Genomic DNA, 26,826 nt, shown 5'->3' with positions numbered 1-26,826 from the left:
CCTAGGGATGGGCTGGCGTGGCGTGGTTCCCGTGCAAAAACGAATGAGGGATATAAAGTGCCGTCCTTAGCCAAGAGTTTGTTTGTTACTGTCCTCATTTCCGCGACAGCGCTTTCGCCGATAGCCGCCTCTGCGGAAACCATTCTCGGCGCGCTTTCCAAGGCCTACCAGAACAATTCCTCGCTGAATTCGGCCCGTGCCGGCGTGCGCGTCACCGATGAGGGCGTGGCGATCGCCAAGTCGGGCTATCGCCCGGTGATCACTGGTTCGGCTGATATCGATTACACCTCCAGGCACCTAAACGGCAGGAACGCGAGCCTGGCATTGACCACCGGCAGCTTCGGCGTTCGGATTGATCAGACGCTGTTCGACGGCTTCCAGACCAAGAACAGGGTCGCGTCGGCCGCTGCACAGGTGAGGGCCTCGGTCGAGGGCCTGCGCAACACCGAAGAGAACACGCTGTTCAACGCGGCGAGCGCCTATATGGACGTGATTCGCGACCGCCAGGTGGCGGTGCTGACCGAACAGAATCTGCAGTTCCTGACCGAGCAGGCGCGCGCGGCACGCTCGCGCTTCGAGGTCGGCGAGGGCACGCGCACCGATGTGGCGCAGGCCGACGCGTCGCGTTCGGCCGCGGTGGCGCAATTGAGTGCTGCCCGTGCGCAGGCTCTGGCCAGTGCGGCAACCTATCATCAGATCGTCGGTGACGAGCCGGGCAAGCTGAAGGCCGCGTCGCCGTTGGCGAAGCTGTTGCCGAGGAGTCTCGAGGCGGCGATCGGCATTGCATCGAACGAGCATCCGGCCATCCTGGCCGCCCTACATTCCGTCGATGCAGCCGGATTTGATGTAAAGACGCAGGAGGGTGCGTTGCTGCCGCAGTTGACTGCCAGTGCCGGCCTTTCCCATGTCTATCAAAATACCGTACCTGGCGCGGGGGATTCGGACGGCGATTCCAATGCCGCCACCGTCGGCGCGACGCTGACCGTTCCGATCTATTCGGGCGGCCGTACCTCCGCACTCGTTCGTCAGTCGAAGGAATCGCTCAGCCAGGCTCGCATCGAGGTGGATGTCAGCCGTGACTCGGTGCGCCAGGCCGTGACCTCGGCATGGACGCAATACATCGCAGCGCGTGAAAGCGTCGACGCTAATCGGCAGGTGATCGCGGCCGCACAGTTGGCGCTCAACGGCGTCATCGAGGAGCGCAATGTCGGACAGCGCACCACGCTCGACGTGTTGAATGCCCAGAACGCCGTCATCTCGGCAAAGATCGACCTCGCCAGCTCCGAGCGCGATGTGGTTGTAGCGAGCTACGCCATCCTGTCGGCCATGGGCCGCCTGTCGGCCGATCGCCTGGCGTTGAATGTGGTGAAGTACAAGCCTGAAGAGCACTACAGAGCCGTCAAGGACAAATGGATCGGGCTGCGTACGCCGGACGGTCGTTGATCGCGACTGAGCGGTTCAAATCCCGCCAAGATTGAAAGTATCGTAGCGCCGCGCTTCCCAAGGATGTGCGGCGTTTGTCTTTTGTAGCCTAAATTGTTGAAATCCGGCGTCTTCCGAGATTGGGGATTCTCGGATGGCGATCCGTCGGCTACGCTGTCGCCATGATTCGTATCCGGCTTTGCCGGACAGGAATCCAGGAACGGGTCACTACAGCGCCACGCGTCCGATGGATGCGCAAAGGAGGCTGTAGAACTTTGATTTTGCGCCTGATCCTCTTCGAAAATCGAAGATCGATTTTCGGGATCATGCGCGGGGGCGGCGGATGTGACGATGGCGACGGCAAGCAGCGCACAGCGCGAACCTTCCATGGAAGAAATACTGGCTTCCATCAGGAGGATCATCGAAGACAGCGACACCGGCCGCAAGCTGCCGGGCGACGCCGATGAGTTGCGACAGGACCTTGTGCCGGCCGCCGGGCCTGTTTCGGATGTCGAGGCCTTCCGCAGCGAATTGCACAGCTCGACCGAAAGCAAGAAGCCGGTGACGCTGGCCGAGGTGCAGGCCCAACTGGCCGAGCCGGTGGTTGCGCGGCTGGAGCCGCGCTCCGACCCGTCGCCAGTGAAGCCGGCCATTGCGGCAAATGCCACGACCGCCGCGCCACCCGCGCATGCTCCGATGACATTGGCGGAAGTAAGCGCCAGGATAGCCAGTGAGCCAGCTCCCGCCGTCAGGGCAGAAGCTGCAGTGCGGGCAAAGGCGGAAACCACCGACTCGATCGTCACGGATTGGCGCCGCGAAATCGCGGCCGTTGGCAATCAGGCAAAACCGGCTGACACAGTACGGCGGCCCGAGATCAGGCAGCCGGAGATCAGGCAGCCAGAGACTGAAAATCGGCAGGCAGCAATCGCGGAGGTCGAGGCTTTCGAAGACGATCTCGCTGCCGAGCCGGCTTTCGAGCCTCATCCTTCGCGCAGCGAGCACGCGCGCACGGCCGATACAACTCCGGTTCGGCCGGCGATCGTTTCGGAACATACGGGACGGCAGGTCGCTGCGGCCTTCGGCGAGCTCTCCGACGCCTTTGCCAGCCGCAGCAAGAAGACCTTCGACGAGATGGCCGAGGAGATGCTGCGGCCGATGTTGCAGGACTGGCTGGACAACAACCTGCCGACGCTGGTCGAGCGGCTGGTGCGCGAGGAAATCGAGCGCGTCGCGCGCGGCGCGCAGTAGGCACTACCACAGCCCGTTCCGGATTAAAGCGCCGCCTTCGGGCGGAGCTTTCGCTGCAGGTCAGCTTCCGGCCGATGTCGCGAACACGATCAGGTTACCGTCGGGATCGCTGACGATGAAGGTGCACGCATGGCCTTCCCGTTGAAATGACCAGGGCCCCGCCTATTTGCGTTGAAGGACTGAGGCAGCCCTCGCGGTTGACTTGGCCAAAACCTTCCGATTTACACCGGGTCAGCAAAACTCCCGACCGCGCGGACCACTTTCCCATGCTTGAAAAGACCTACGACGCCAAGACCGTCGAGCCCAGGATCGCCAAAATCTGGGAAGAGGCGGACGCATTTCGCGCCGGCGCCGGCGCCGAGGAGGGGGCGGAGGCCTTCACCATCGTCATCCCGCCGCCCAACGTCACCGGCTCGCTGCATATGGGCCACGCACTCAACAACACGCTACAGGACATACTCGTGCGCTTCGAGCGCATGCGCGGCAAGAACGTGCTGTGGCAGCCGGGCATGGACCATGCCGGCATCGCCACCCAGATGGTGGTCGAGCGCCAGCTGATGGAGGAGCAGATCCATCGCCGCGATCTCACCCGCGAGCAGTTCATCGAGAAGGTCTGGGAGTGGAAGGCCGAGTCCGGCGGCGCCATCTTCAACCAGCTGAAGCGGCTCGGCGCCTCGGCGGACTGGTCGCGCGAACGTTTTACCATGGATGAAGGCCTGTCCAAGGCCGTGCTCGAAGTATTCGTCAGCCTCTACAAGGAAGGGCTGATCTACAAGGACAAGCGCCTTGTGAACTGGGACCCGAAGCTGTTGACGGCGATCTCCGACCTGGAGGTCGAGCCCCAGGAGATCAACGGCAATCTCTGGCACTTCCGCTATCCGATCGAAGGCGAGACTTTCGATCCGGAAAATTCGGCGACCTTCATTACCGTGGCGACGACACGGCCCGAGACGATGCTTGGCGATACGGCGGTTGCCGTGCACCCGGACGACGAGCGCTACCGGCATCTGGTCGGGAAAAATGTCGTGCTGCCGATCGTCGGCCGGAAAATCCCGGTTGTGGCTGACGAGTATTCCGACCCGGAAAAGGGTTCCGGCGCGGTCAAGATCACGCCGGCGCACGACTTCAACGATTTCGAGGTCGGCAAGCGCCACAAGCTGCCGGCGATCAACATCCTGACCATCGAGGCGGCAATAACGCTCAGGGATAATGAGGATTTTCTCGCCGGGCTCGACGTGACGCCGGAGCGTCAGGCCGTCTGGGACGAGCTCGACGGTCTCGACCGTTTCGTCGCGCGCAAGAAAATCGTCGAGCTGATGGAGACCGGCGGCTTCCTCGACAAGATCGAGCCGCACCGCCACGCCGTGCCGCATGGCGACCGCGGCGGCGTGCCGATCGAGCCGTTTCTGACCGAGCAGTGGTATGCAAACGCCGCCGAGCTCGCCAAGCCGGCGATCGCATCGGTGCGTGAAGGCCGTACCAACTTCGTGCCGAAGAACTGGGAAAAGACCTATTTTGACTGGATGGAGAACATTCAGCCCTGGTGTATTTCACGCCAGCTGTGGTGGGGTCATCAGATCCCGGCCTGGTACGGGCCGGACGGCCGCGTCTTCGTCGAGAAGACCGAGGAAGAGGCGCTGGGCGCCGCGATTGAATATTATCTGGCGCTGGAAGGCCCGTGGAAGGCCTGGGTCGAGGACAAGCTCGAGACCTTCAAGCCGGGCGAAATCCTGAGCCGCGACGAGGACGTGCTCGACACCTGGTTCTCGTCCGCACTGTGGCCGTTCTCGACACTGGGCTGGCCGGATCACACGCCGGAGCTGAAGACCTATTACCAGACCGACGTGCTGGTGACCGGTTTCGACATCATCTTCTTCTGGGTCGCCCGGATGATGATGATGGGCCTGCATTTCATGCACGAGGAGCCGTTCCACACCGTCTATGTGCATGCGCTGGTGCGCGACAAGAACGGGCAGAAGATGTCGAAGTCGAAAGGCAACGTCATCGATCCGCTCGACCTCATCGACGAGTTTGGCGCCGATGCACTGCGCTTCACGCTGACGGTGATGGCGGCGCAGGGGCGCGACGTGAAGCTCGATCCGGCGCGCATCGCCGGCTACCGCAATTTCGGTACCAAGCTGTGGAACGCGACACGCTTTGCCGAGATGAACGAGGTCGCGCGCAATGATGATTTCTGGCTGAACGACGCCAAGTTGCCGGTCAACCGCTGGATCCTGACCGAATTGACCCGGGCGTCGCACGCGATCACCGAGGGCATCACCTCATACCGCTTCAACGAGGCGGCAGGGGCTGCCTACCGCTTCGTCTGGAACCTGTTTTGCGACTGGTATCTCGAACTGCTCAAGCCGGTGTTCATGGGCACTGACGAGGCGGCCAAAGCCGAAAGCCGCGCCTGCGTCGCCTTCGTGCTCGACGAGATCTACAAGCTGCTTCACCCCATGATGCCGTTCATGACGGAGGAGCTGTGGGCGCAGACGGCAGGTGAGGGCAGGACGCGCGCAACGCTGCTGTGCCACGCCGCCTGGCCGTCGCCCGACTTCGAGGACGCCGATGCAGCCGCCGACATCAATTGGCTGGTCGATCTGGTCTCCGGTATTCGCTCCGTGCGCTCTGAAATGAACGTGCCGCCGGCGGCGATCGCGCCGCTGGTGGTGGTCGGCGCCAGCGCCGAGACTCACCAGAGGCTGGAACGCCATGCGTCCGCCATCAAGCGGCTGGCGCGGGTAGGCGACATCTCGCTGCAGGACGGCGCACCCAAGGGCTCGGCCCAGATCGTGCTCAACGAGGCGACGATCTGCCTGCCGCTCGGCAGCCTGATCGATCTGTCCGCCGAGGCGGCGCGGCTGCAGAAGGAACTGGCCAAGGTGACCGAGGAAATCGCGCGGCTGCACAAGAAGCTGTCGAACGAACGGTTCGTCGCCAGCGCGCCGGAAGAGATCGTCGCGGCCGAGCGCGAAAAACTCGCGGAATACCGTGATCAGCAGGAGAAGCTTTCGGTGGCGTTGACCCGGGTGCGCGACGCCGGCTGAGCGCCGGATTCGCGAGACGCTTGCAGCGCTTCGCGAAGGTTCTTTTGCTCGAAAAATAGGCATTCCGTAACGTTAATATTGACGTAAACGGAAAGTTTCAGCCCCATTGTTGCCATAATGTAACAATGGGGCCGAATGCCGGCAAAATAGCCGGTTTTCGTGCCGTTTTGAGCGACTTTTTCTGATTTTTTCCCAGTGTGCCGCTCAAATGGTCATTTTCGGACCGGCCGGCCAGGGCGGCCACTGTGTTCGAAATGCGGTCCGCAAGAGTGTACATGTACGCTATTTGAATTCATTGTTGCGCCGTTAACCCGAATTGGTTCTAGCTTGACGCACTAGTATTTCGGGGAGGACATCCATGAACAATTTGCGTTTGAAAACACTGCTGGGGGCGGGGTGTTTTTCGCTGGGCCTGATCGGTTCCGTTCATGCCGGCGGCCTGGAGCGCGGCGGCTACGATATCGATCTGCTGTTCGATGCCTCGCCGTTCGCGACGGAAGCCGAAGCGACTTATGTGATGCCGGATCGCAAGTACAAGAATGCCCTCGGTCCAGCGAAGCAAGACCTTGGCCTGGGCACTTCGGCCGATGGTGCCGAGGGCTATTGGGTGCCGCGTATCGGAATGAAAGTTCAGGTTGTGCAGGGTGTCGACTGCATGGTCGACTATTCGCAGCCTTGGGGTGCCCACACTGCGCCGGGTGCCGCTTGGAACGGTGCGTTTTCTAATACAGAAACCGATATCAAGAGCAACAACTACGCCGGCACCTGCTCATACAAGTTTGATGCCGGTAAGGGTCAGCTCCGTTTTATCGGTGGCGTGTTCTATCAGGATATCTCGGGCTTCAAGGAAAGCCTAGTGAACCTCCTTCCGGCGTTGACAGGTCGTGTCGACCTGGAGACCAGCGGTTGGGGCTGGCGCGCTGGCGTTGCTTACGAAATCCCCGACATCGCGCTGCGCGCGAGTCTGGTCTACAATTCACAGGTTAAGCTCGACAATATCTCTGGCTCGCTGACTTTGCCGGATGGCTTGGGAGGGACCATCGTCAGGCCCATCTACGGCTCCACGCAGTACATGCCTGATTCCTTGGAGTTGAAATTGCAGTCGGGTATCGCTCCAGGCTGGCTAGCCTTCGGTTCGATCAAGTGGGTGAACTGGAGTGTGCTGCAAAGTGTTCCAATCTGCCCGACCGGCCTCGCTCCCCCAGCGGTGTGTTTCACGAACGGTCCGGGTCAAGTGACGTCGCTCGATCTGATGTATCGTGATGGCTGGACTGTTTCGGGCGGTATTGGTCACAAGTTCAACGATCAGTGGAGTGCTGCCGGTCAGCTAGCTTGGGATAGGGGAACTTCGCATGGCTACGGTGCGCAGACCGACACTTGGACGTTGGGTGGCGGCGTCGCCTATACACCGACCCCAAACGTTGAAGTTCGCTTGGGCGGTGCGGTCGGCGTGCTGACCAGCGGCCATTCCGGCACATTGGCCGGAGAGAATGGTTATGTTGCTGGCGAAGACTCCAGCTATGATTTCGGCAACGATCTGGTCACAGCTATTTCTGGTGGCGTTAAAATTAAGTTCTAAGTCTTTGGAAATAAAAACAAAAGGCTGGGTAGCGCTCGGCCTTTTTGTTGCGCGGTTAGCGTCAGATCGGATCGGCAAGGGCCTGCGTTGCAAATCCGCCGCACAACTTTGGCCTCTCGCGATTGTGACGTTTTGGCAACAGTTCCCGACCAACCCCCGCACTACGGTCCCGCTCGACCAAATTGCCCATTTCCCGCCATAAACCCGGCGCACCTCGAATTTGTCTCGGGACACGCGCCAGAAGGCTCGGCGATGAGGCAGGCCGCACCGCCCGCGGCAAGGAAGAGTATGGACGCCAAAGTCATTTCCAAGGCCAAGCTGCCTAGCCGCCATGTGACCGTTGGTCCGGCGCGTGCGCCGCATCGTTCGTATCTCTATGCGATGGGGTTGTCGGCAGCCGAGATCGCGCAGCCGCTGGTCGGCGTTGCTTCCTGCTGGAACGAGGCGGCACCTTGCAACATCTCGCTGATGCGCCAGGCGCAAGTGGTCAAGAAAGGCGTCGCGGCCGCCAACGGCACGCCGCGCGAATTCTGCACCATCACCGTCACCGACGGTATCGCCATGGGCCACCAGGGCATGAAGTCGTCGCTGGTGTCGCGCGATGTCATTGCCGACTCGGTCGAACTCACCATGCGCGGCCATTGCTACGATGCGCTGGTCGGCCTTGCCGGCTGCGACAAGTCGCTGCCCGGCATGATGATGGCCATGGTGCGGCTCAACGTGCCTTCGATCTTCATCTATGGCGGCTCGATCCTGCCGGGCTCCTATCGCGGCCGCCAGATCACTGTGCAGGACGTGTTCGAAGCAGTCGGCCAGCATTCGGTCGGCACGGTCAGCGATGCCGAACTGCTCGAGATCGAGCAGGCGGCGTGTCCGTCCGCCGGCTCCTGCGGGGCCCAGTTCACAGCCAACACCATGGCCACCGTCGCCGAGGCGATCGGCCTGGCGCTGCCGTACTCCTGCGGTGCGCCGGCGCCTTACGAGATGCGCGACCGCTTCAATTTCGCCTCCGGCGAAAAGATCATGGAGCTGATCGCCAAGAACATCCGGCCGCGCGACGTCGTCACGCTGAAGGCGCTGGAGAATGCGGCGACCGTGGTTTCGGCCACCGGCGGCTCGACCAATGCGGCTTTGCACCTGCCGGCGATCGCGCATGAGGCAGGCATCAAGTTCGACCTGTTCGACGTTGCCGCGATTTTCGAGAAGACGCCCTACATCGCCGACCTCAAGCCGGGCGGCAAATATGTCGCCAAGGACATGTTCGAGGCCGGCGGCATTCCGCTGTTGATGAAGACGCTGCTCGACCACGGCTATCTCCATGGCGACTGCATGACCGTGACTGGCCGTACTTTGGCCGAAAACATGGAGCATGTTGCCTGGAATGATAGCCAGGATGTGGTCCGTCCCGCCAACCGTCCAATCACCCAAACCGGCGGTGTCGTGGGCTTGAAGGGCAACCTTGCCCCCGAAGGCGCGATCGTGAAGGTCGCGGGCATGACGGAGCTGAAATTCTCAGGTCCGGCGCGCTGTTTCGATTCGGAAGAGGAATGTTTCGAGGCGGTCACGCACCGCAACTACCGGGAAGGCGAGGTTCTCGTCATCCGTTACGAAGGTCCGCGCGGCGGCCCGGGCATGCGCGAGATGCTGTCGACGACTGCGGCGCTCTACGGCCAGGGCATGGGCGGCAAGGTCGCCCTCATCACCGACGGTCGTTTTTCGGGCGCGACGCGCGGTTTCTGCATCGGCCATGTCGGGCCCGAAGCTGCCGTTGGCGGCCCGATCGGGCTCTTGAAAGACGGCGATGTGATCTCGATCGATGCAACCAAAGGCACGATCGCGGTCGATTTGTCCGAGGCCGAACTGGCAACGCGGGCGAAGGCCTGGAAGGCGCGCACGACCGACTATCAGTCGGGCGCGATCTGGAAATACGCACAGACGGTAGGGCCTGCCCGCGACGGCGCGGTCACCCATCCGGGCGGTGCCAAAGAAACACATTGCTATGCGGATATCTGAGTTGTTGAGGTCGTCTGTCCTTCCGGCACTGGTCGCTGTTGCGATCTTTGGCGCCGTGGGCCAGGCCATGGCCTTCGACGACAAGGTGTTCGACGACAAGACCGGCGTGAAGCCGCAATCGAGCCCATGGGCCGTGTTCCAGTTCGGCTTCTCCGCCTACAAGAGCGGCCACAAGGAACAGGCGGTCGAGGCCTATAAATACGCCGCCGAGAACGGCCAGATCGGCGCCACCTGGAAGCTCGCGCGCATGTACGCCGAAGGCGACGGCGTGACGCGCGACGACTATGCGGCCTTCAAATTCTTCTCCGAGATCGTCGATCAGGATGTCGAGCCGGGATCGCCGGAGGAAAGCTATGTCTCCGACGCGCTGGTGGCGCTGGGCGACTATCTCCGGACAGGCATCCCCGGCAGCCCGGTCGAGGAAAACGAGGTCGCGGCGCAGGAATATTACATGCGCGCGGCCGCCAATTACCGCAACCCGAACGCTCAGTTCGAGATGGGCCAGATGTTTTTGAAGGGCGAGGGCGGCGTCAAGGCCAGCGTCAAGCAGGCCGGCCGCTGGTTCCAGCTCGCCGCCGAAAAAGGCCATGCCGGCGCCCAGGCGACGCTCGGCAATCTTCTGTTCCAGAGCGGCAAGATCGTGCGCGGGCTGGCCATGATGACCGCCGCGCTCGAACGCGCCTCGCCGAGCGACCAGCCGTGGATCCGCGGCATGCAGGAAGAGGCATTTGCCGCCGCCGGCGAAGCCGACCGTCGCACTGCCATTTCGCTTGCCGACGACATCCTGACCAAGGGCGGCGGCGACCAGTGAAATTGCCAATCTCCCCCCTTGAGGGGGAGATGCCCGGCAGGGCAGAGGGGGGCGCTGTCCCGCTGGCATTTCAGTTGACTAAAGTTTGCCCGGGTTGGACTGAGAGGGTGAGCTTGTTTGACCGAAAGGTCGCATTTCTTCGCGCCCCCCTCTGGCTTGCCGGCCATCTCCCCCTCAAGGGGGGAGATTAGCTCACATCCATCAGTTCTCGGTGAGTTCCGCCGGCGCCGCTCTGTGTACCGGCATCGAGATCGGCGTGACGTGCAGATGCGGCTTCATCGTGCTGTCGGGGCAGCCGTCGCCGATCTTGGTCCATGAGGTGTTGTTGAGCACCAGGTCGCAGCGGGCCATATGGCTCTTGTCTGAAACCGTCAGGCAGGTGACCTGGCCGACCTGGTAGGACTTGCCATTGGCCAGGCACTGCTGGTCGGCAAGTGCCGCTGCAGGGGAGGCCATGGCAAATGCCAGGCCGATTGGACAAAGGAGGAATCGTAGTGCCATGGAACCCCAGCCGCCATGCTGATCTCTGACTGAATGGCGCGATTGTGGCGACATCAGGGTTTCGGCTGATATCAAGCCGGCAGCAGCGCCAGATCGATCGCCACCGGCACGTGGTCGGAAGGCTTTTCCCAGGCGCGCACATGCTTTTCGATCGAGGCCGAGGAAAAGCGGTTGGCCGCTTCGGGTGACAACAGCAGATGGTCGATGCGGATGCCGTTGTTCTTCTGCCAGGCGCCGGCCTGGTAATCCCAGAAGGTGTAGACGTCGGCGGCATCGGTGACGGCGCGCACCGCCTCGGTAAAGCCGAGATTCTTCAGTCGCCGGAAGGCCTGCCGGGTCTGCGGCTGGAACAGCGCATCGCCAAGCCAGTTCTCGGGGAAGCGCGCATCGACCGGCTCGGGGATGACATTGTAGTCGCCGGCCAGCACCAGCGCCTCCTCCAGAAGCAGCCGCTGCTCGGCCCAGCGATGCAGCCGCTCCATCCAGGCCAGCTTGTAAGGAAATTTCTTCTCGTCATCGATGGGATTGCCGTTGGGCAGATAGAGCGAGGCGACGCGCAGCGCGCCCTGGTCGGTCGAGAACACGCCCTCGATGAAGCGCGCCTGCTCGTCGGCGTCATCACCGGGCAGGCCTCTGATAACCTCGTCGAACGGAAGTTTCGACAGTAGGGCGACGCCGTTAAAGCCCTTCTGGCCATGGGTTTCCACGTTGTAGCCAAGCGCCTCGATCTCGGCGCGCGGGAACTGCTCGTCGACCGACTTGATCTCCTGCAGGCAGACGATGTCGGGCTGGCTTTCGCTCAGCCAGTGGGTGAGGTTGCCGATGCGGGCGCGAATGCCGTTTATGTTCCAGGTAACGATTTTCATGGGCGGCCTCAGGGATGTTCGGGCGAAAGACGTTCGACAAGCCCGATCGTATTGCCTGCCGGGTCCTTTAGAAAGGCCATCCACTCGCTTTCCCCCGCCGTTCCGAACGTGCCTTCGGTGTCGTTGTGGACGAGCGCCGGCGGTGCGGTGAAGGGAACGCCGGACGCTTTCGCCTCGGCGTGGAAGGCTTCGAGCCCGGCTATATCGAGATAGACGGTGCCGGCCGGAACGCCATCGGTGAACAGCAACCTGATATCACCGGCCATGATGAAGGCGATGCCCGGCGGATCGTAGCGGGCGTGAACGTTGAGGCCGAGCACATCGCGCCAGAAGGCCAGCGTCACGTCGAGATCGCGCCCGGCCGACAGTGCGACCTGACGGACCGCGCCGACGCCGGACATCTGCCTAGATGGAGAAACTGGTGCCGCAGCCGCAGGAGGCGACTGCATTGGGGTTGCGGATCTGGAACGATTGGCCCATCAGATCGTCGACGAAGTCGATCACCGAGCCGCCCATATAGACCAGCGACAAATCGTCGATCAGCACGGTGGCGCCGTCCTTTTCGATGGCGACGTCGTCGTCGTTGCGCGTATTGACCAGGTCGAACTTGTAGGAAAAGCCGGAGCAGCCGCCGCCCTCTACGGAGACGCGCAGCGCCGTCTTGCCGGCCTCGCCAGAGACGATTTTCGCGATCCGCCTGGCGGCGGACTCGGTCATCTCGACTTTCATGGCAGTCTTGGCATCAGCGCCCATGGGCGTCACCTTGCTTTCAGTTTCACATGATAGGTATGAAGCGGGAAGGGGCAAGTCAACTGCGGCGGCATCAGCCATGACAAATGAGCTTGGCGACATTGGGTTCGGCTATCGGCCGCGCGCGGCCTATGCCAGCGACCCAGCCAGGTCGCGCGGGCGGCTCTATGACGAGGTCGAGAGCCCGACTCGCACGCCATTCCAGCGCGACCGTGACCGTATCATTCATTCGACTGCCTTCCGCCGCCTGAAGCACAAGACGCAGGTGTTCGTCGCCCATGAAGGAGATCACTACCGCACCCGGCTGACGCATTCGATCGAGGTGGCGCAGATTGCGCGGGCTCTGGCGCGAGCGCTGCGCGGCGACGAGGATCTGGCCGAGGCGGTCGCCTTGGTGCACGATTTCGGTCACACGCCGTTCGGCCATACCGGCGAGGACGCGCTGAACGAGCGGATGGCCCAATGGGGCGGCTTCGACCACAATGCGCAGTCGCTGCGCGTGGTGACGCGGCTGGAGCGGCGCTATGCCGAGTTCGACGGGCTGAACCTGACCTGGGAAACGCTGGAAGGCCTGGTGAAGCACAATGGCCCGCTGACCGACGCCAAGGGAAAAGGGCTCAAAGGCCCGGTGCCGCAGGCGATCCGCGACTATTCCGAGTTGCACGACCTCGAACTCGACCATTTCGCCGGCATCGAGGCGCAATGTGCTGCGATCGCCGACGATATCGCCTACAACACCCATGACATCGACGACGGCCTGCGCTCCGGCTTCCTGACCTTGGACATGCTGGAAACGGTGGCGCTGCCGGGATCGATCCTGGCAAGCGTGCGCGCGCGCTATCCGGGCCTGGACGATGTGCGCACCGGCCATGAGCTGATGCGCCGGCAGATCACGATGATGGTCGAGGACGTCATTGTTTCCACCACCGCCAATCTGGAGCGCATCAAGCCTGACAGCGCCGAAGCGGTGCGGGCGGCGGGCGAGACGATGGTGACCTTTTCCGCAGACATGGCGGCGACCGAGAAGGATTTGAAGACCTTTCTTTACAAGCATCTCTACCGGCATGACGAGGTGATGCGCGTTCGCATTGAGGCCGAGCAGATCGTGCGCGACCTGTTCGATGTCTATTTCGCCGATCCGCGCGCCATGCCGGACGGTTGGCGGGAGGGGCTCGACCGGGCGGAGGACCGCATCAAGGCGCGCAGCGTCGCCGATTTCCTGGCGGGGATGACGGATACCTACGCCTTGAAGGAACACCGCCGTCTGTTTGACCATACGCCCGATTTAAGCTAGGGCGGGCGCGATTTGCCGGCCAATGAGCCGGTTCCCCTGCACAGTCCGCCAGAGCAAGACCCATGAACATCTTCGCCGATTTCAGCGCGCGAATCACAAAAGCCGTCGAAGCGCTTGATTTGAAAGACAGTAATGGCGTTTCGCCCGACCTGTCGCGCATCGCCGTCGAGCCGCCGCGCGACGCCAGCCATGGCGATCTCGCCACCAATGCGGCGATGGTACTGGCCAAGCCGACAGGGCACAACCCGCGGGCGCTGGCCGAGCGGCTGGTGGAAGTGCTGCGCAGCGACGCCGATGTTGCCGAAGCCGACGTCGCCGGTCCCGGCTTCGTCAATCTCCGGCTCAAGGACGCTTTCTGGCAGGCACATCTGACCGCGGTGCTCGGCGAGGGGCAAAACTACGGCCGCTCGACCATTGGTGGCGGCAAGAAGACCAATGTCGAATATGTCTCGGCCAATCCGACCGGGCCGATGCATGTCGGCCATTGCCGGGGCGCGGTTGTCGGCGACACGCTCGCCAATCTGATGGCCTTCGCCGGCTATGACGTCACCAAGGAATACATCATCAACGACGCCGGCGCGCAGATCGACGTGCTCGGGCGTTCGGCCTTCCTGCGCTACCGCGAAGCGCTGGGCGACGACATTGGCGAGATACCGGCCGGCCTCTATCCCGGCGATTACCTTGTGCCGGTCGGTCAGGCGCTGGCTGCCGAATTTGGCCGCAAGCTCTTGCAGATGCCCGACGATGAGTCGCTGGCAATCGTCAAGGACCGCACGATCGACGCCATGATGGTGATGATCCGCGAGGATCTGGCGTTGCTCAATGTGCATCACGACGTTTTCTTCTCCGAGCGCACGCTGCATGCCGACAATGCCAAAAAAATCCGCTCGGCGATCAACGATCTGACGCTGAAAGGCCATATCTACAAGGGCAAGCTACCGCCGCCCAAGGGCGAGAAGCCGGACGACTGGGAAGACCGCGAGCAGACGCTGTTTCGCTCGACGGCGGTCGGCGACGACATGGACCGGGCGCTGGTCAAGTCCGACGGCTCGTTCACCTATTTCGCCGCCGACGTCGCCTATCTCAAGGACAAGGTCGACCGCGGTTTCGTCGGCCTGATCTATGTGCTGGGCGCCGACCATGGCGGCTACGTCAAGCGGCTGGAAGCGCTGGCGCGGGCGATTGCAGGCGATGATCTGAAGCTGCAACTCACGGTGCTGCTGTGCAATCTGGTGAAGCTGTTTCGCGATGGCGAACCGGTTCGGATGTCGAAGCGGTCGGGCGACTTCGTGACCTTGCGCGAAGCGGTGGAGGAGGTGGGCCGCGATGCGATCCGCTTCATGATGCTCTACCGCAAGAGCGACGCGCCGCTCGACTTCGATTTCGCCAAGGTCACCGAACAGTCCAAGGACAATCCCGTGTTCTACGTGCAGTACGCTTCGGCGCGCTGTCATTCGGTGTTCCGGCAGGCGAGCGAGCAACTGGGCGAGGCCAATTTCGACCGCAACAGCCTGGCCGCGGCCTCGGCGTCGCTCACCGATGAGGGCGAGATCGGCCTGATCCGGAAGCTGGCTGAATATCCCCGGTTGGTCGAATCTGCGGCCCTTGCGCTGGAGCCGCACCGGCTGGCATTCTACCTCTACGATCTGGCTTCCAGCTTCCATGGACACTGGAATCGGGGCACCGAGAATGCCGACTTACGTTTTGTTAAGGTTAACGACCGACAATTGACTCATGCCAGACTAGGGCTGGTGCAGGCTGTTTCGGATGTTTTGACCTCCGGCCTGACGCTGATTGGGGCTGATGCGCCCACTGAGATGCGTTAGGTTTAACTAAAACACCTGTCACCATTTGCCCACATTGCGCTGGTAAGGGCCAACCCTACGCGACGTCCATGGCGTCCGAATGAGTGCGAGTTCGGGAACAATAATGGCAGACAGAACCCAGCTGAGAGTAGCCGACAACAACGACATCGCCGAAGATGATCCGTTCGCTGAACTGACCAGGATCATGGGTTTCGATCCGCGCCAGCCGGTCAAGCCGCAGGCGCCAGCCGTCGAGACGGCTGCGGACGAGGGCGATTTCGACATCGACCTCGAGAAGGAGTTGATGGGCGAATTCGGCGATGAAGTCGGTTCCATGGAGGCCAGCCAGCCAGCTCCCGAGGTTCACCAGCCTGCCGCTGAGCCCTACGAACCTGCTGCCGAGATTCGCGAGCCGGCTTTCGAAACCACCGATGCCGCGATGGACGATGCGCTGGCTGCTTCGCTGGAATATGATTTCGTCTTCGACGATGCCGCCGATCTGGATTTCGGCGCTGCCCCGCAGGCTGCGGCTGCTCCCGTTGAACCCTCGGTTGCCGAACCTTGGTTTGCCGAGCCCGCATCCGACGAAGCTGCATTCGATGACGATTTCGACAATGCCGTGGCCAGTTCACTGGAAAACGTATCGCCGCTCGAAGACGACCTGCCGATGGATGACGAGCTTGCCGCTTCGCTCGAGCAGGGGTTGCTGCTCGATGACGATGCGACCGTCGCCCATGCCGCAGATGTCGCGCAGGTTGCTGCTGCGCCTGCCGACGATCTCGCGTTCGACGATGATTTCGACAATGCCGTCTCGATGTCGCTGGAAGACGAGCTGACGCTGGACGGTCCTGCGCCGGCGCAGGACCAGTATGCCGCGCCAGTAGCCGAGGCGCCGATCCATACCTTCGACGCCGTCGGCTCCGCCGACCACGCTGTTGCCGACGAGGATTTTGCGGGTCATTTCGATGACGCGATGGCCGATGTCGACATGGACTTTGCGGCCCAGGATTTTGCAGCCCAGGATTTTGCAGCCCAGGATTTTGCGGCCGAGCATTTCGAGCCTCAGGCTTTCGAGGCTCAGCCTGTTGAGGCCGAGGATCCGGAAGAGCGCGATCTGGATGTCAGCGATCTGCAGGCCAGCGCGCCGGTTGAGATGGATGCGCCGGAAGTGGACGAGACGCCGGCCTGGACCGTGGAGGCCAGCCCCTCTCATGAGACTGCGCACGAAGCATTCGACGATTTCGATCTGAGCATCGATGATGCGCTTGCCGATCACGAGCCGGTGGCCGAGACCGCACCCGCTCCGGTTCAGCCAACTCCGGTCGCACCAGCCTATGTGGCGCCTACCAATATGGCGACCCCGGCCGCTCCGGTCGCTGACGAACGGACGTTGGAAGATGAACTCAACGCGCTGCTTGGCGCCATGACCACACCACGCCCGGCGCCAGTCGCCCCGATTCCGGTGGTCACCGAGCCCACCAGGGCTGCCGCCATCGAGCCCACCAGGACTTATGAGCCGGTTGCCCCGGTGCAGCGGTCCGTCGCGACGCCGGTCGCTCCGGTCGATAATCTCGACTGGGACCTGGACGAACACGCGCCTGCTCCTCAGGAGGCCCAGGCGGACGATGCCGATTTCGACGATCTGCTTGCCGGCGAACTTGAAGGCCATGTGCCCGAGATCGAGTTCGATGATCACGCCTTCGACGCGGCGCTGGCCAAGGGCATCGATCTCGGTCATGACGATACGGCAGCACCGGTCGCTGGCGATTGGCGCTCGACGCCGCCGGAGCCGGCGCGTTCGTGGAGCCGCGTGACTCCCACCCCGGCCCAGCCTTCCTTTGCAGCGCAGCCGCAACCTTCTTTTGCAGCGCAGCCGCAAGCTTCTTTTGCAGAAAAGCCGTCCATGCCGCCGGCGGCAGCGCCAAGCTATCGCGACCAGCCGGTTGCCGCTGCTGCCTATGTGGCGCCGACGCCATCGCGCCAGGCGCCGCCTCAGGCCTATGACGAGATGCCGGATGTCGAGACGGTCGATGTGCCGGAGCGTGTGGTGGCGATTGCCGACGACCTCGACATTCCAGAACTCAGCTTCGAGCAAGACGAGCCGGCCGCCTATGACGACATCGACGCCGAATTCGCCGGCATGCTCAACGACATGAACGCGGTGGAAGTGGCGCCGCCCACTGCCGCACGCAGTGCCGGCTATGATGACGATTCCTACAGTTCCAGCTTCAGTTCGGGCCACGAGCTCGACCAGCGCGCCTATGCGGCGCGGCCAGCCGAAGTGCTTGCAGCCACGCAAGCTCACCACGCCGATGCCGCCGGCGGCTTCGACATGGACGATCTGCCCGGCAGCCAGCCGGTTTCGCAGGCCGACGATTTCGCGGTCGACGAACTCGACTACGATCCGGATCTGGACGAGGCAATGGCGGTGCCGGGCCTCGCCGAGCAGGAAGCCGCACGGCCGCGCAGGAGCGGGCTGCTGGTCGCGGGGGTCGTTGCTGCGGTTGCGATTGCCGGCGGCCTTGGCGCCTTCGCCTTGTCGTTCGGCGGCAAGGGCGGCAGCGATGCGCCGGTCATTGTCAAAGCCGACAACAGGCCGATCAAGGTCAAGCCCGAAAATCCGGGCGGCGCCGTGGTGCCGAACCAGGACAACAAGGTTTATGATGCGGTCGCCAAGGGCACCAAGCCGGCCGAGCCGGTTCAGGAGAAGCTGGTCACCAACACCGAAGAGCCGGTCGATGTGAAGGCGCAGGAGCCTGAAAGCCGCGTCGTCGATCTGTCGCCCGACGATACTGCCCCAGGCCCCGACGCTGCCGGCAACCCCGAAGCTGCCGTCAACCCCGACGCTGCCGGCAACCCCGACGCGGCTGTCGCGCCGGCGCCAAAATCCGAGGACCGCATTGCGCAGGTGCTGCAGGAAGCCGAGAAGAACCCCGATACGGTCGCCGTTGCCCCGCGCAAGGTGCGGACCATGGTGGTCAAGCCCGACGGCTCGTTGGTGGCACGCGAGGACTCGACGCCGGCCGCGCCGCAGGTTGCGGCGACTGAGCCGCTTGACCCGGCGCCGCAGCACGTCGCCCCTTCGGCCGATGCCGAGCAGACCGGCACCGTGGCGCCTGCCGATCAGGCAAATAGCGACCAGGCAAGTGCCGAGACCGCCAAGCCGGTCAAGCCGGTGAAGCCGGCGGCTGCGCCGAAGGCTGAGACCCAGTCCGCCAACACGCCGCAGACGGTTGCCGTGGCGCCGCAGCGCCCGTCCGACCAGCCGGTCGACGTGGTCGGCGAGGTCAAGCCCGACCAGGTTGCCTCCATCCCGGCGACGGCTTCGACATCGGGCGGTTCGTGGTCGATGCAGATCGCTTCGCAGCCGACGGTCGAAAGCGCCCAGGCCAACTACGCCGACCTGCAGCGCCGCTATGGAAATGTGCTCGCCGGTCGCACCGCCAACATCGTCAAGGCGGAGATCGCCGGCAAGGGCACCTTCTACCGTGTCCGGGTGCCTGCGCAATCGCGCAACGATGCGATCAATCTGTGCACCAGCTACAAGGCTGCCGGCGGCAACTGCTTCGTGTCTCGGTAAGGCCGGATCCAATTATCAGAGCCGGTGCGTTCCCAAGGGTCGCGCCGGCTTTTTCATGTGGATGGGCGAGAGGTTGAGGCGCTTGCCGTCCGGGGAGATTCCCTTTGCCGGCGCGAAGCCCTAAACTGGTGGAATGACCGAATCAAAATCCATGATCCTCGGCTGTGCCGGGAAATCGCTGACCCGCGAAGAAATCCGTTTCTATCGCAATGAATGCCCGTGGGGCTTCATCCTGTTTGCGCGCAACATCGGCGAAACCGAGCAGATCCGCGATCTGGTCGCCGAAATGCGCGACTGTATCAGGCGCCCCGATGCGCTGGTGTTCATCGACCAGGAAGGTGGCCGGGTGCAGCGCCTGCGGCCGCCGCTGGCGCCGAACTATCCCGCCGGCGGCGCGCTCGGTGCATTGTGGCGCAAGGACCATGATGCCGGCACCCGCGCTGCCTGGCTGATGGCGCGGCTGCACGCCTTCGACCTGTTACGCTACGGTATCTCTGCCGATTGCCTGCCGGTGCTGGACGTGCCGATCGAGGGCGCCAGCGACGTCATCGGCGCGCGCGCCTATGGCAAGGAGCCGCGCCCGGTCATCGAACTCGGCCGCGCGGCGGCGGAAGGGCTGATGTCGGGCGGCGTGCTGCCGGTCATGAAGCACATTCCGGGTCACGGGCGCGCCTTTGCCGACACGCATTTCGAACTGCCTGTGGTCGATGCCTCGCTGAGCGACCTGCAGCGGCATGATTTCGCCCCTTTCCGCGAGCTTAGCCATCTGCCGATGGCGATGACGGCGCATGTCGTCTATAGCGCCATCGATCCGAACAACCCGGCGACCACGTCAGGCAAGGTCATCGACGAGATCATCCGCCGCGAGATCGGCTTCGACGGGCTGTTGATGAGCGACGACACCTCGATGAAGGCACTTTCTGGGGATTTCCCGACAAAGGCGGCCTCGATCCTTGCGGCGGGCTGCGATCTGGTCCTTCACTGCAATGGCGTTTTCGAGGAGATGGCGGGCATCGCATCGCGAACCACGGGACTTGAAGGGACATCGCTGGAGCGCGCCAAGCGGGCGCTGACCTATATAAGGGATCGCGACCGGGCCGACGAAACCGAGATACGCGCCGAGTTTGCCACCTATTTCGATGCGGTGGCCTAGAGACGGATGATTTCAGGTCTGTTCGACCTGAAATCTGAATCCGTCTCTAAATTAGATAGAGAGAGCATGATGTCGTCCGAAAACCGCTTCACACTTTTCGGCATCATGCTCTAACCAGAGGTAAAGGAACAAGTGGCGGAGACATTGGACAGCAAGGCTGCGAAGGCCGCACCGATGGACCGTCTGTGGGCCGAGAACGACGATTCACGGGTCACCGGCGACCCGTCGCTTGTCGTCGACGTCGCCGGGTTCGAAGGTCCGCTCGACCTCTTGCTGCATCTCGCCCGCAACCAAAAGGTCGATCTGTCGCGGATTTCCATCTTGGCGCTGGTCGAGCAGTATCTGACCTTCGTCGAGACGGCGAGGGCGCTAAGGCTTGAGCTTGCCGCCGACTACCTGGTGATGGCGGCGTGGCTGGCCTTCCTCAAGTCGAAGCTCCTCATCCCCAAGCAGCCCGGCGAGGAAGGCGAAAGCGGCGAGGAACTGGCCGCGGTGCTGCAGTTCCGGCTGAAGCGTCTGGAGGCCATGCGCGACGCCTCGGCAAGGCTGGTCAACCGCAACCGGCTCGGCCGCGACGTGTTTGCACGCGGCATGCCTGAAATGGTCATCGTCGAGAAGCGTAACGCCTATTCGGCCTCGCTCTACGATTTGCTCACCGCCTATGCGCAGCAGCGCCAGAAACAGGCGATCACCAATGTGACAATTGCCCGGCGTGGCGTGTGGTCGCTCAAGGATGCGCGCGATATCCTGACCCGGCTGATCGGCTCGCTGCGCGACTGGACGGCGCTGGACAGCTATCTGATCAATTACCTGACCAGCCCGGACGAACGGCGTACCGCGATTGCCAGCTCGTTCGCGGCGTCGCTGGAACTGGTGCGCGAAGGCAGCATCGAGATGCGACAGGACCAGGTGTTCGCGCCGCTCTATCTGCGCGGCCGCGCGCAACCAATCAAGGCAGTCGAGGTGGCATCATGAGCGAACGCGCCAACGCTTCGGTCATTCCGTTCAAGGTCGAAGAAGAGACCGAGGAGGGCATTATCGCCCAGGACCCGACTGATACCCTGCTTCTGAATCCTGGCGAACGGCTGCATATGGCCGAAGCCATACGCATGGCCGAGGCGATCGTGTTCGCCAGCGCCGAGCCGGTCAGCGAAAAGCAGCTCGCAGCCAGATTGCCCGATGGCATCAGCATTGCCGCTGCCATGGCTGAGCTGCAGCAGATCTATGCGCGGCGCGGCGTCAATCTGGTTCGGGTCGGCGATGCCTGGGCGTTCCGTACCGCCGGCGATCTCGCCTTCCTGATGAGCCGCGACACTGTGCAGCAGCGCAAGCTGTCGCGCGCCGCGCTCGAAGTGCTGGCGATCATCGCCTACCACCAGCCGGTGACGCGCGCCGAGATCGAGGACATCAGAGGCGTCGAGACCTCGAAGGGCACGCTGGATACGCTGCTCGAAACGGAATGGGTGCGCATGCGCGGCCGCCGCCGCACGCCCGGCCGTCCCGTCACCTACGGCACGACAGACACTTTCCTCGACCATTTCGCACTGGAGGAGATCCGCGATCTTCCCGGGATGGACGAACTGAAGGGGGCAGGGCTGCTCTCCGGCCGCATGCCGTCGAATTTCGCCATCCCGTTGCCGCCGGCCGATCCGGACGCGCTGACCGAGGACGAGGATGCGTTGACCGACATCGATCTCGAGGAACTCGGCCTGCTGACGCCGCGCGTCACGGAAGATTGACCGCAAGCCGCTGTCAAAAAGCTGCATTGCTGCGGTAGATGCGCCGATTGGTAGCGGGCAGCTTTGCCGAAAATGCGTGACATAAGCCGCGCCTTCATAAACTTTGTCGCTGTTGTGTTTGAATCCCAACGCGAAAACGCATAGATCATCGCCAGGGAAAACATTCGAGAGAGAGTTACAATGGGTTCATTTTCGATTTGGCACTGGATGATCGTGCTGGTGATCGTGCTGCTGGTGTTCGGCCGCGGCAAGATACCCGAGCTGATGGGCGACATGGCCAAGGGCATCAAGAGCTTCAAGAAGGGCATGGCCGACGACGATACCGCCGAAGACAAGCGCACCGTCGAGCACCGCCCGGACGAGACCGTTTCGGCAGTGAAGGAAAAGGCCAGCAAGAGCTGAGCCGAAGGTTGTTGCTTTTGTGCAAGTCGTTGTCCCAAAACCGCTTCGCACTTTTGGGCGACAAGCACTAGTCGGAACTGATTGCCATGTTTGAAGTCGGCTGGACCGAAATGCTGGTGATCGCGATCGTCATGATCGTGGTCGTCGGACCCAAGGATTTGCCCAATATGCTGCGCACCTTCGGCCGCACGACGGCGAAGCTGCGTGCCATGGCCTCCGACTTCCAGAAGCAGTTCAACGAGGCGTTGAAGGAAGCCGAGCTCGACGACGTCAAGAAGTCTGTCGATACGCTGCGCGGCCTCAATCCGGCGGCCGAAATCCGCAAGCAGCTCAATCCGTTCGAACAGGCGGCAGCCGAGGTTCGCTCCGGCGTCGATGCGGTGATGAAGCCGAAGCCCGCCGTCGACCCCTCAACGCCCGCGGCAGAAACACCACAGCCGGCCGAGCCGCTCAAGAACGGCGCGACGGTGATGCCGGGTGTCAACGGACCGGAGACAGCGCCGGCGGCGCCGATCCTTCCGGCGATGACCGATCAGGCGGTGGTGACACCGGCTGCAGCAACAGCAGCGCCACGAAACGCGCGCGCCAAGGGGGCCGCGATATCAAAGGCCCCTGCAACCAAAACAGCGGCAGCCAAGGCAGCACCGGCAAAGCCGGCGCCTGCGGCGAAGGTTGCGGCCAAGCCGTCAGCGGCGCCCGCCAAGGCTGCACCCGGAAAAGCCGCCACCAAGCCCGCTGCTGCACCGAAGGCAGTCGCAAAGGCTGAGCCGAAGCCTGCGCCGGCCACGAAGCCCGCGTCCAAGAAGACGGCGGGGGCCGCCAAGTGAGCATTACGGACAGCGAAAAGGACGAGATCGAGAAGTCGTCGGCTCCGCTGATGGAGCATCTGATCGAACTGCGCCGGCGGCTGATCTGGTCGATCGGCGGTTTCTTCGTCGCCTTCCTCGTCTGCTTCTTCTTTGCCAAGAAGCTGTTCAATCTTTTGGTCGTTCCGTTCAAATGGGCCACGCAGTGGGCCGGGCTCGATCCGCACAAGGTCGAGCTGATCTATACGGCGCCGCAGGAATTCTTCTTCACCCAGGTCAAGCTCGCCATGTTCGGCGGCATGGTCATCGCCTTTCCGCTGATCGCCACGCAGATCTACAAATTCATCGCGCCAGGCCTCTACAAGAACGAACGCAACGCGTTCCTGCCGTTCCTTATCGCATCGCCGATCCTGTTCCTGATGGGAGCGTCGCTGGTCTATTTCTTCTTCACGCCGATGGTGATGTGGTTCTTCCTCGCCATGCAGCAGGCCGGCACCGACGACCAGGTGCAGATTTCGCTGCTGCCGAAAGTGTCGGAATATCTCAGTCTGATCATGACGCTGATCTTCTCCTTCGGCCTGGTGTTCCAGCTGCCGGTGGTGACCAGCCTGATGACGCGGGTCGGCATGCTGTCGTCGAAGGCGCTGGCCGAGAAGCGCAAATGGGCGATAGTCATCGCCTTCGTCGTCGCGGCGGTGCTGACGCCGCCCGATCCGATGAGCCAGATCGGTTTGGCGATCCCGACCATCCTGCTCTACGAGGTGTCGATCTGGGCGGCCCGGCTGATCGAGCGCGATCAGGTCAAGCAGAAGCTGGCGCGCGAGAAGCAGGAAGCCGCCGAAGCCGTGGCCGAAAAGGCGGCGGACGCGTCCTCAAAGCAGGCTCGTTCATAGGCTGTCGCGTTCGGGTATCCGCGTTAGCGGAAAAACGCGACAGCCGCTGACCCTCATCTTGCATCGATGAAGGATGCGGTTTACCCCCTCAGCCTTATTCTGAGGACGAACCAACCATGCTTGATATCAAATGGATTCGCGACAACCCGAAGGCCCTTATCGAGGCGCTGGCCAAGCGCTCGTGGTCGGCTGACGAGGCGCAGTCCACGGTCGATGAGCTGATCAAGAAGGACGAAGCGCGGCGCGAGCACGTCACCGAGCTGCAGACCAAGCAGGAACGCCGCAACGCCGCCTCGAAGGAGATCGGCAACGCCATGCGTTCGGGCGACACGGCACTTGCCGAAAAGCTCAAGGCCGAAGTCGGCGATATCAAGACCTTCATCCAGAATGGCGAGGCGTGCGAGCGCGAGCTCGACAAGACGCTGAACGATGCGCTGGCGGTGCTGCCGAATGTGCCGCTCGACGACGTGCCGGTCGGCAAGGACGAGCACGACAATGTCGTCAAGCATATCGTCGGCGAGGTGCCGACCCGGCCGAACTGGGTGAAGGAGCATTTCGAGATCGGCGAAGCGCTCGGCATGATGGATTTCGAGCGGGCGGCAAAGCTGTCGGGATCACGCTTCACCGTGCTGAAGAGCGGGCTGGCGCGGATGGAGCGCGCCATCGGCCAGTTCATGCTCGATCTGCACACGACCGAGCATGGCTATGAAGAAGTCATCCCGCCACTGATGGTGCGCGACGAAGTGCTTTTCGGGACCAACCAGCTGCCGAAATTCGAGGACGACCTGTTCTTCGTGCAGCATGGCGATGGCCGGCTCGGGTTGATTCCAACCGCCGAGGTCCCGCTCACCAACCTGGTGCGCGAAGAAATCACGGCCCATGAAAAGCTGCCGCTGCGCTATACGGCGCTGACGCCGTGCTTCCGCTCGGAAGCGGGCTCCGCCGGCCGCGACACGCGCGGCATGTTGCGCCAGCACCAGTTCTACAAGGTCGAGCTGGTCTCGGTCACCGACCAGGAGTCTTCGCTCGCCGAGCACGAGCGGATGACGCAGTGCGCCGAAGAGGTGCTGAAGCGACTGGAGCTGCCGTTCCGCACCATGGTCCTGTGCACGGGCGACATGGGGTTTGGCGCGCGCAAGACCTACGACATCGAGGTCTGGCTGCCCGGCCAGAACGCCTATCGCGAAATCTCGTCCTGCTCGGTCTGCGGCGACTTCCAGGCCAGGCGCATGGATGCCCGCTACAAGGACCGGGATGGCAAGGGCAACCGCTTTGTGCACACGCTGAACGGTTCGGGCACCGCTGTCGGCCGTGCGCTGATTGCCGTCATCGAAAACTACCAGAATGAGGATGGCAGCGTAACCATTCCTGAAGTGCTGCGGCCTTATATGGGCGGTCTGGCGAAGATCGAATCGAAGTAATGCGCATCCTTCTGACCAATGATGACGGCATCCATGCCGAGGGCCTGGCGTCGCTCGAACGCATCGCCCGCACGCTGTCGGACGATGTCTGGGTCGTGGCGCCGGAGCAGGACCAGTCCGGCTACGCGCACTCGCTGTCGATCTCGGAGCCGCTCCGGCTGCGCAAGATCGGCGAGAAACACTACGCCGTGCGCGGCACGCCGACCGACTGCGTCATCATGGGCGTCAAGAAGATCCTGCCTGGCGCGCCGGACCTGATCCTGTCCGGTGTCAATTCCGGCGCCAACATCGCTGACGACGTCACCTATTCCGGCACCGTCGCCGGCGCCATGGAAGGCGCGCTGCTCGGCATCCGCTCGATCGCACTCAGCCAGGGTTATTCCTATGTCGGCGAGGACCGCGTCGTTTCCTATGAGACCACCGAGGCGCTGGCGCCGGCGTTGCTGAAAAAGCTCGTCGCCATGCCGCTGCCGGACGGCGTGCTGCTCAACGCCAACTTTCCCAACTGCCTGCCTGACGAGGTTGCCGGCACCGTCGTGACGTCGCAGGGCAAGCTGGTGCACAGCCTTTGGGTCGACGAGCGCCGCGACGGGCGCGGCCTGCCTTATTACTGGCTGCGCTTCGGCCGCGAGCCGGTCGAGGGCAAGCAGGGCACCGATCTCCATGCTCTGCACAACCGGCTGGTGTCGGTGACGCCGCTGCAGCTCGACCTCACTGCGCATGAAATCCGTGACCAACTGACCAAAGCGCTGTCTGATTAAGGTGTTCGCATGAAGAAGGTTCTGGCATGAACTTGCCGCTCGACGATCGCGAGGGTTTTGCCGCTTTCCTGCTGCGCCTGCGCGGCCAAGGCGCGGTGCCGAAGGCGCTGATCGCAGCCTTCGAGGCGACGCCGCGGCGCGGCTTCCTCAACGGCCAGTTCCATTCCATCGCCTGGTCGGACGGCATGCTGCCGATCGAATGCGGCGAGGCGATCGAGGGCGCCGATCTGCAGGCGGCGGTGATTGCGGCCCTGGCAATAGAGCCCGGCAACCGGGTGCTGGAGATCGGCACCGGCTCGGGCTACACGGCAGCGGTGATGTCGCGGCTCGCGGCGCGCATCGTCAGCGTCGACCGCTACAAGACGCTGGCCGAGCAGGCCAGGCAACGCTTCGAGGCGCTCGGCATCGGCAATGTCATCGTGCGTCAGGCCGACGGTTCCAACGGCCTTGCCAATGAAGCGCCGTTCGACCGCATCGTAGCCTGGGCGGCTTTCGACAGCCTGCCGCGCTTCCTGCTCGACCAATTGTCGAGCGGCGGCATCGTCATTGCCCCGATCGGGCCGGAGGAGGGCGAGCAGGTGCTGGCCAAGCTGACCAAGGTCGGCAGCCGCTTCGAGCGCGAGGATATCGGCACCGTGCGCCTGCAGCCGATCCTGCGCAGCGTCGCGGCGGTTATTTAGGTGCACTGATATTCATGTGAGGCCGGCCTGCAAATGGCAGGTTCCTGCGCTT

22 protein-coding genes are annotated in these 26,826 nt (G+C 62.9%); 18 read left to right on the top strand and 4 right to left on the bottom strand.

Features of this window, described 5'->3' with window-relative positions; translation table 11 throughout:
- The first annotated feature begins 57 nt into the window (after positions 1-57).
- The 6 genes from NKI96_RS12490 to NKI96_RS12465 all read left to right on the top strand — a co-directional run bounded on the left by NKI96_RS12490 (position 58) and on the right by NKI96_RS12465 (position 10,123).
- Positions 58-1,443 carry a TolC family outer membrane protein gene (locus tag NKI96_RS12490; RefSeq protein WP_023691095.1) on the top strand — a complete coding sequence of 462 codons (1,386 nt, stop codon included), beginning with the start codon at positions 58-60 and terminating at the stop codon, positions 1,441-1,443.
- Positions 1,444-1,773: 330 nt separating this feature from the next.
- Positions 1,774-2,670 carry a PopZ family protein gene (locus NKI96_RS12485; RefSeq protein WP_352804603.1) on the top strand — a complete coding sequence of 299 codons (897 nt, stop codon included), beginning with the start codon at positions 1,774-1,776 and terminating at the stop codon, positions 2,668-2,670.
- Between the two features lie 266 nt (positions 2,671-2,936).
- On the top strand, positions 2,937-5,720 hold the full coding sequence (locus NKI96_RS12480) for a valine--tRNA ligase (protein ID WP_352804600.1): 2,784 nt from the start codon (positions 2,937-2,939) through the stop codon (positions 5,718-5,720).
- Between the two features lie 358 nt (positions 5,721-6,078).
- Entirely contained in the window at positions 6,079-7,299 is a 1,221-nt protein-coding gene (locus tag NKI96_RS12475; protein WP_352668741.1) for an OmpP1/FadL family transporter, read from the top strand.
- A gap of 288 nt (positions 7,300-7,587) precedes the next feature.
- The gene (ilvD, locus tag NKI96_RS12470) at positions 7,588-9,312 is read left to right on the top strand and encodes a dihydroxy-acid dehydratase (RefSeq protein ID WP_023753370.1); all 1,725 of its coding nucleotides are present in this window, start codon (positions 7,588-7,590) and stop codon (positions 9,310-9,312) included.
- The gene (locus NKI96_RS12465; RefSeq protein WP_023667701.1) at positions 9,299-10,123 is read left to right on the top strand and encodes a tetratricopeptide repeat protein; all 825 of its coding nucleotides are present in this window, start codon (positions 9,299-9,301) and stop codon (positions 10,121-10,123) included. Before ilvD ends, NKI96_RS12465 begins: the two co-directional genes overlap by 14 nt.
- A gap of 201 nt (positions 10,124-10,324) precedes the next feature.
- On the opposite strand, the gene NKI96_RS12460 is transcribed toward NKI96_RS12465, so the two are convergent.
- From NKI96_RS12460 to erpA, 4 genes are all read right to left on the bottom strand, one after another.
- Entirely contained in the window at positions 10,325-10,579 is a 255-nt protein-coding gene (locus tag NKI96_RS12460) for a hypothetical protein (RefSeq protein WP_352804595.1), read from the bottom strand.
- A gap of 116 nt (positions 10,580-10,695) precedes the next feature.
- Entirely contained in the window at positions 10,696-11,490 is a 795-nt protein-coding gene (gene xth, locus NKI96_RS12455) for an exodeoxyribonuclease III (RefSeq protein ID WP_023667698.1), read from the bottom strand.
- Positions 11,491-11,498: 8 nt separating this feature from the next.
- Complete coding sequence (locus tag NKI96_RS12450) at positions 11,499-11,891, bottom strand: VOC family protein (protein ID WP_023691101.1); 393 nt, start codon at positions 11,889-11,891, stop codon at positions 11,499-11,501.
- Positions 11,892-11,895: 4 nt separating this feature from the next.
- Positions 11,896-12,243, bottom strand: coding sequence for an iron-sulfur cluster insertion protein ErpA (erpA, locus tag NKI96_RS12445; RefSeq protein WP_031199080.1), 348 nt, complete (start codon positions 12,241-12,243; stop codon positions 11,896-11,898).
- A gap of 76 nt (positions 12,244-12,319) precedes the next feature.
- Between erpA and NKI96_RS12440 the strand changes: the two genes are divergently transcribed.
- From NKI96_RS12440 to NKI96_RS12385, 12 genes are all read left to right on the top strand, one after another.
- Complete coding sequence (locus NKI96_RS12440) at positions 12,320-13,534, top strand: deoxyguanosinetriphosphate triphosphohydrolase (protein WP_023729964.1); 1,215 nt, start codon at positions 12,320-12,322, stop codon at positions 13,532-13,534.
- A gap of 62 nt (positions 13,535-13,596) precedes the next feature.
- On the top strand, positions 13,597-15,360 hold the full coding sequence (argS, locus tag NKI96_RS12435; RefSeq protein ID WP_023681655.1) for an arginine--tRNA ligase: 1,764 nt from the start codon (positions 13,597-13,599) through the stop codon (positions 15,358-15,360).
- 103 nt (positions 15,361-15,463) lie between these two features.
- The gene (locus NKI96_RS12430; RefSeq protein ID WP_352804590.1) at positions 15,464-18,919 is read left to right on the top strand and encodes an SPOR domain-containing protein; all 3,456 of its coding nucleotides are present in this window, start codon (positions 15,464-15,466) and stop codon (positions 18,917-18,919) included.
- Between the two features lie 133 nt (positions 18,920-19,052).
- Complete coding sequence (gene nagZ, locus NKI96_RS12425; protein ID WP_352804587.1) at positions 19,053-20,072, top strand: beta-N-acetylhexosaminidase; 1,020 nt, start codon at positions 19,053-19,055, stop codon at positions 20,070-20,072.
- A gap of 174 nt (positions 20,073-20,246) precedes the next feature.
- Positions 20,247-21,047, top strand: coding sequence for a segregation and condensation protein A (locus tag NKI96_RS12420; RefSeq protein WP_023667690.1), 801 nt, complete (start codon positions 20,247-20,249; stop codon positions 21,045-21,047).
- The gene (gene scpB / locus NKI96_RS12415; protein ID WP_023667689.1) at positions 21,044-21,811 is read left to right on the top strand and encodes an SMC-Scp complex subunit ScpB; all 768 of its coding nucleotides are present in this window, start codon (positions 21,044-21,046) and stop codon (positions 21,809-21,811) included. Before NKI96_RS12420 ends, scpB begins: the two co-directional genes overlap by 4 nt.
- Before the next feature lie 180 nt (positions 21,812-21,991).
- Complete coding sequence (locus NKI96_RS12410; protein WP_023681650.1) at positions 21,992-22,213, top strand: twin-arginine translocase TatA/TatE family subunit; 222 nt, start codon at positions 21,992-21,994, stop codon at positions 22,211-22,213.
- A gap of 86 nt (positions 22,214-22,299) precedes the next feature.
- Complete coding sequence (gene tatB / locus NKI96_RS12405) at positions 22,300-23,040, top strand: Sec-independent protein translocase protein TatB (RefSeq protein WP_023691107.1); 741 nt, start codon at positions 22,300-22,302, stop codon at positions 23,038-23,040.
- Entirely contained in the window at positions 23,037-23,912 is an 876-nt protein-coding gene (gene tatC, locus NKI96_RS12400; protein WP_023667686.1) for a twin-arginine translocase subunit TatC, read from the top strand. The genes tatB and tatC overlap by 4 nt, the downstream gene beginning before the upstream one ends.
- A 116-nt stretch (positions 23,913-24,028) precedes the next feature.
- Positions 24,029-25,333: a serine--tRNA ligase gene (serS, locus tag NKI96_RS12395; RefSeq protein WP_023691108.1), complete on the top strand. Its 1,305-nt coding sequence runs from the start codon at positions 24,029-24,031 to the stop codon at positions 25,331-25,333.
- Positions 25,333-26,094, top strand: coding sequence for a 5'/3'-nucleotidase SurE (gene surE, locus NKI96_RS12390; RefSeq protein WP_023691109.1), 762 nt, complete (start codon positions 25,333-25,335; stop codon positions 26,092-26,094). Before serS ends, surE begins: the two co-directional genes overlap by 1 nt.
- A gap of 26 nt (positions 26,095-26,120) precedes the next feature.
- Positions 26,121-26,774, top strand: a complete 654-nt coding sequence (locus tag NKI96_RS12385; protein WP_023667683.1) for a protein-L-isoaspartate(D-aspartate) O-methyltransferase — start codon at positions 26,121-26,123, stop codon at positions 26,772-26,774.
- The last annotated feature ends 52 nt before the right edge of the window (positions 26,775-26,826 follow it).

This window comes from Mesorhizobium sp. M0292 (genome assembly GCF_040321695.1).
Lineage (GTDB): Bacteria > Pseudomonadota > Alphaproteobacteria > Rhizobiales > Rhizobiaceae > Mesorhizobium.
This window is presented reverse-complemented; position numbering and strand designations above follow the sequence as displayed.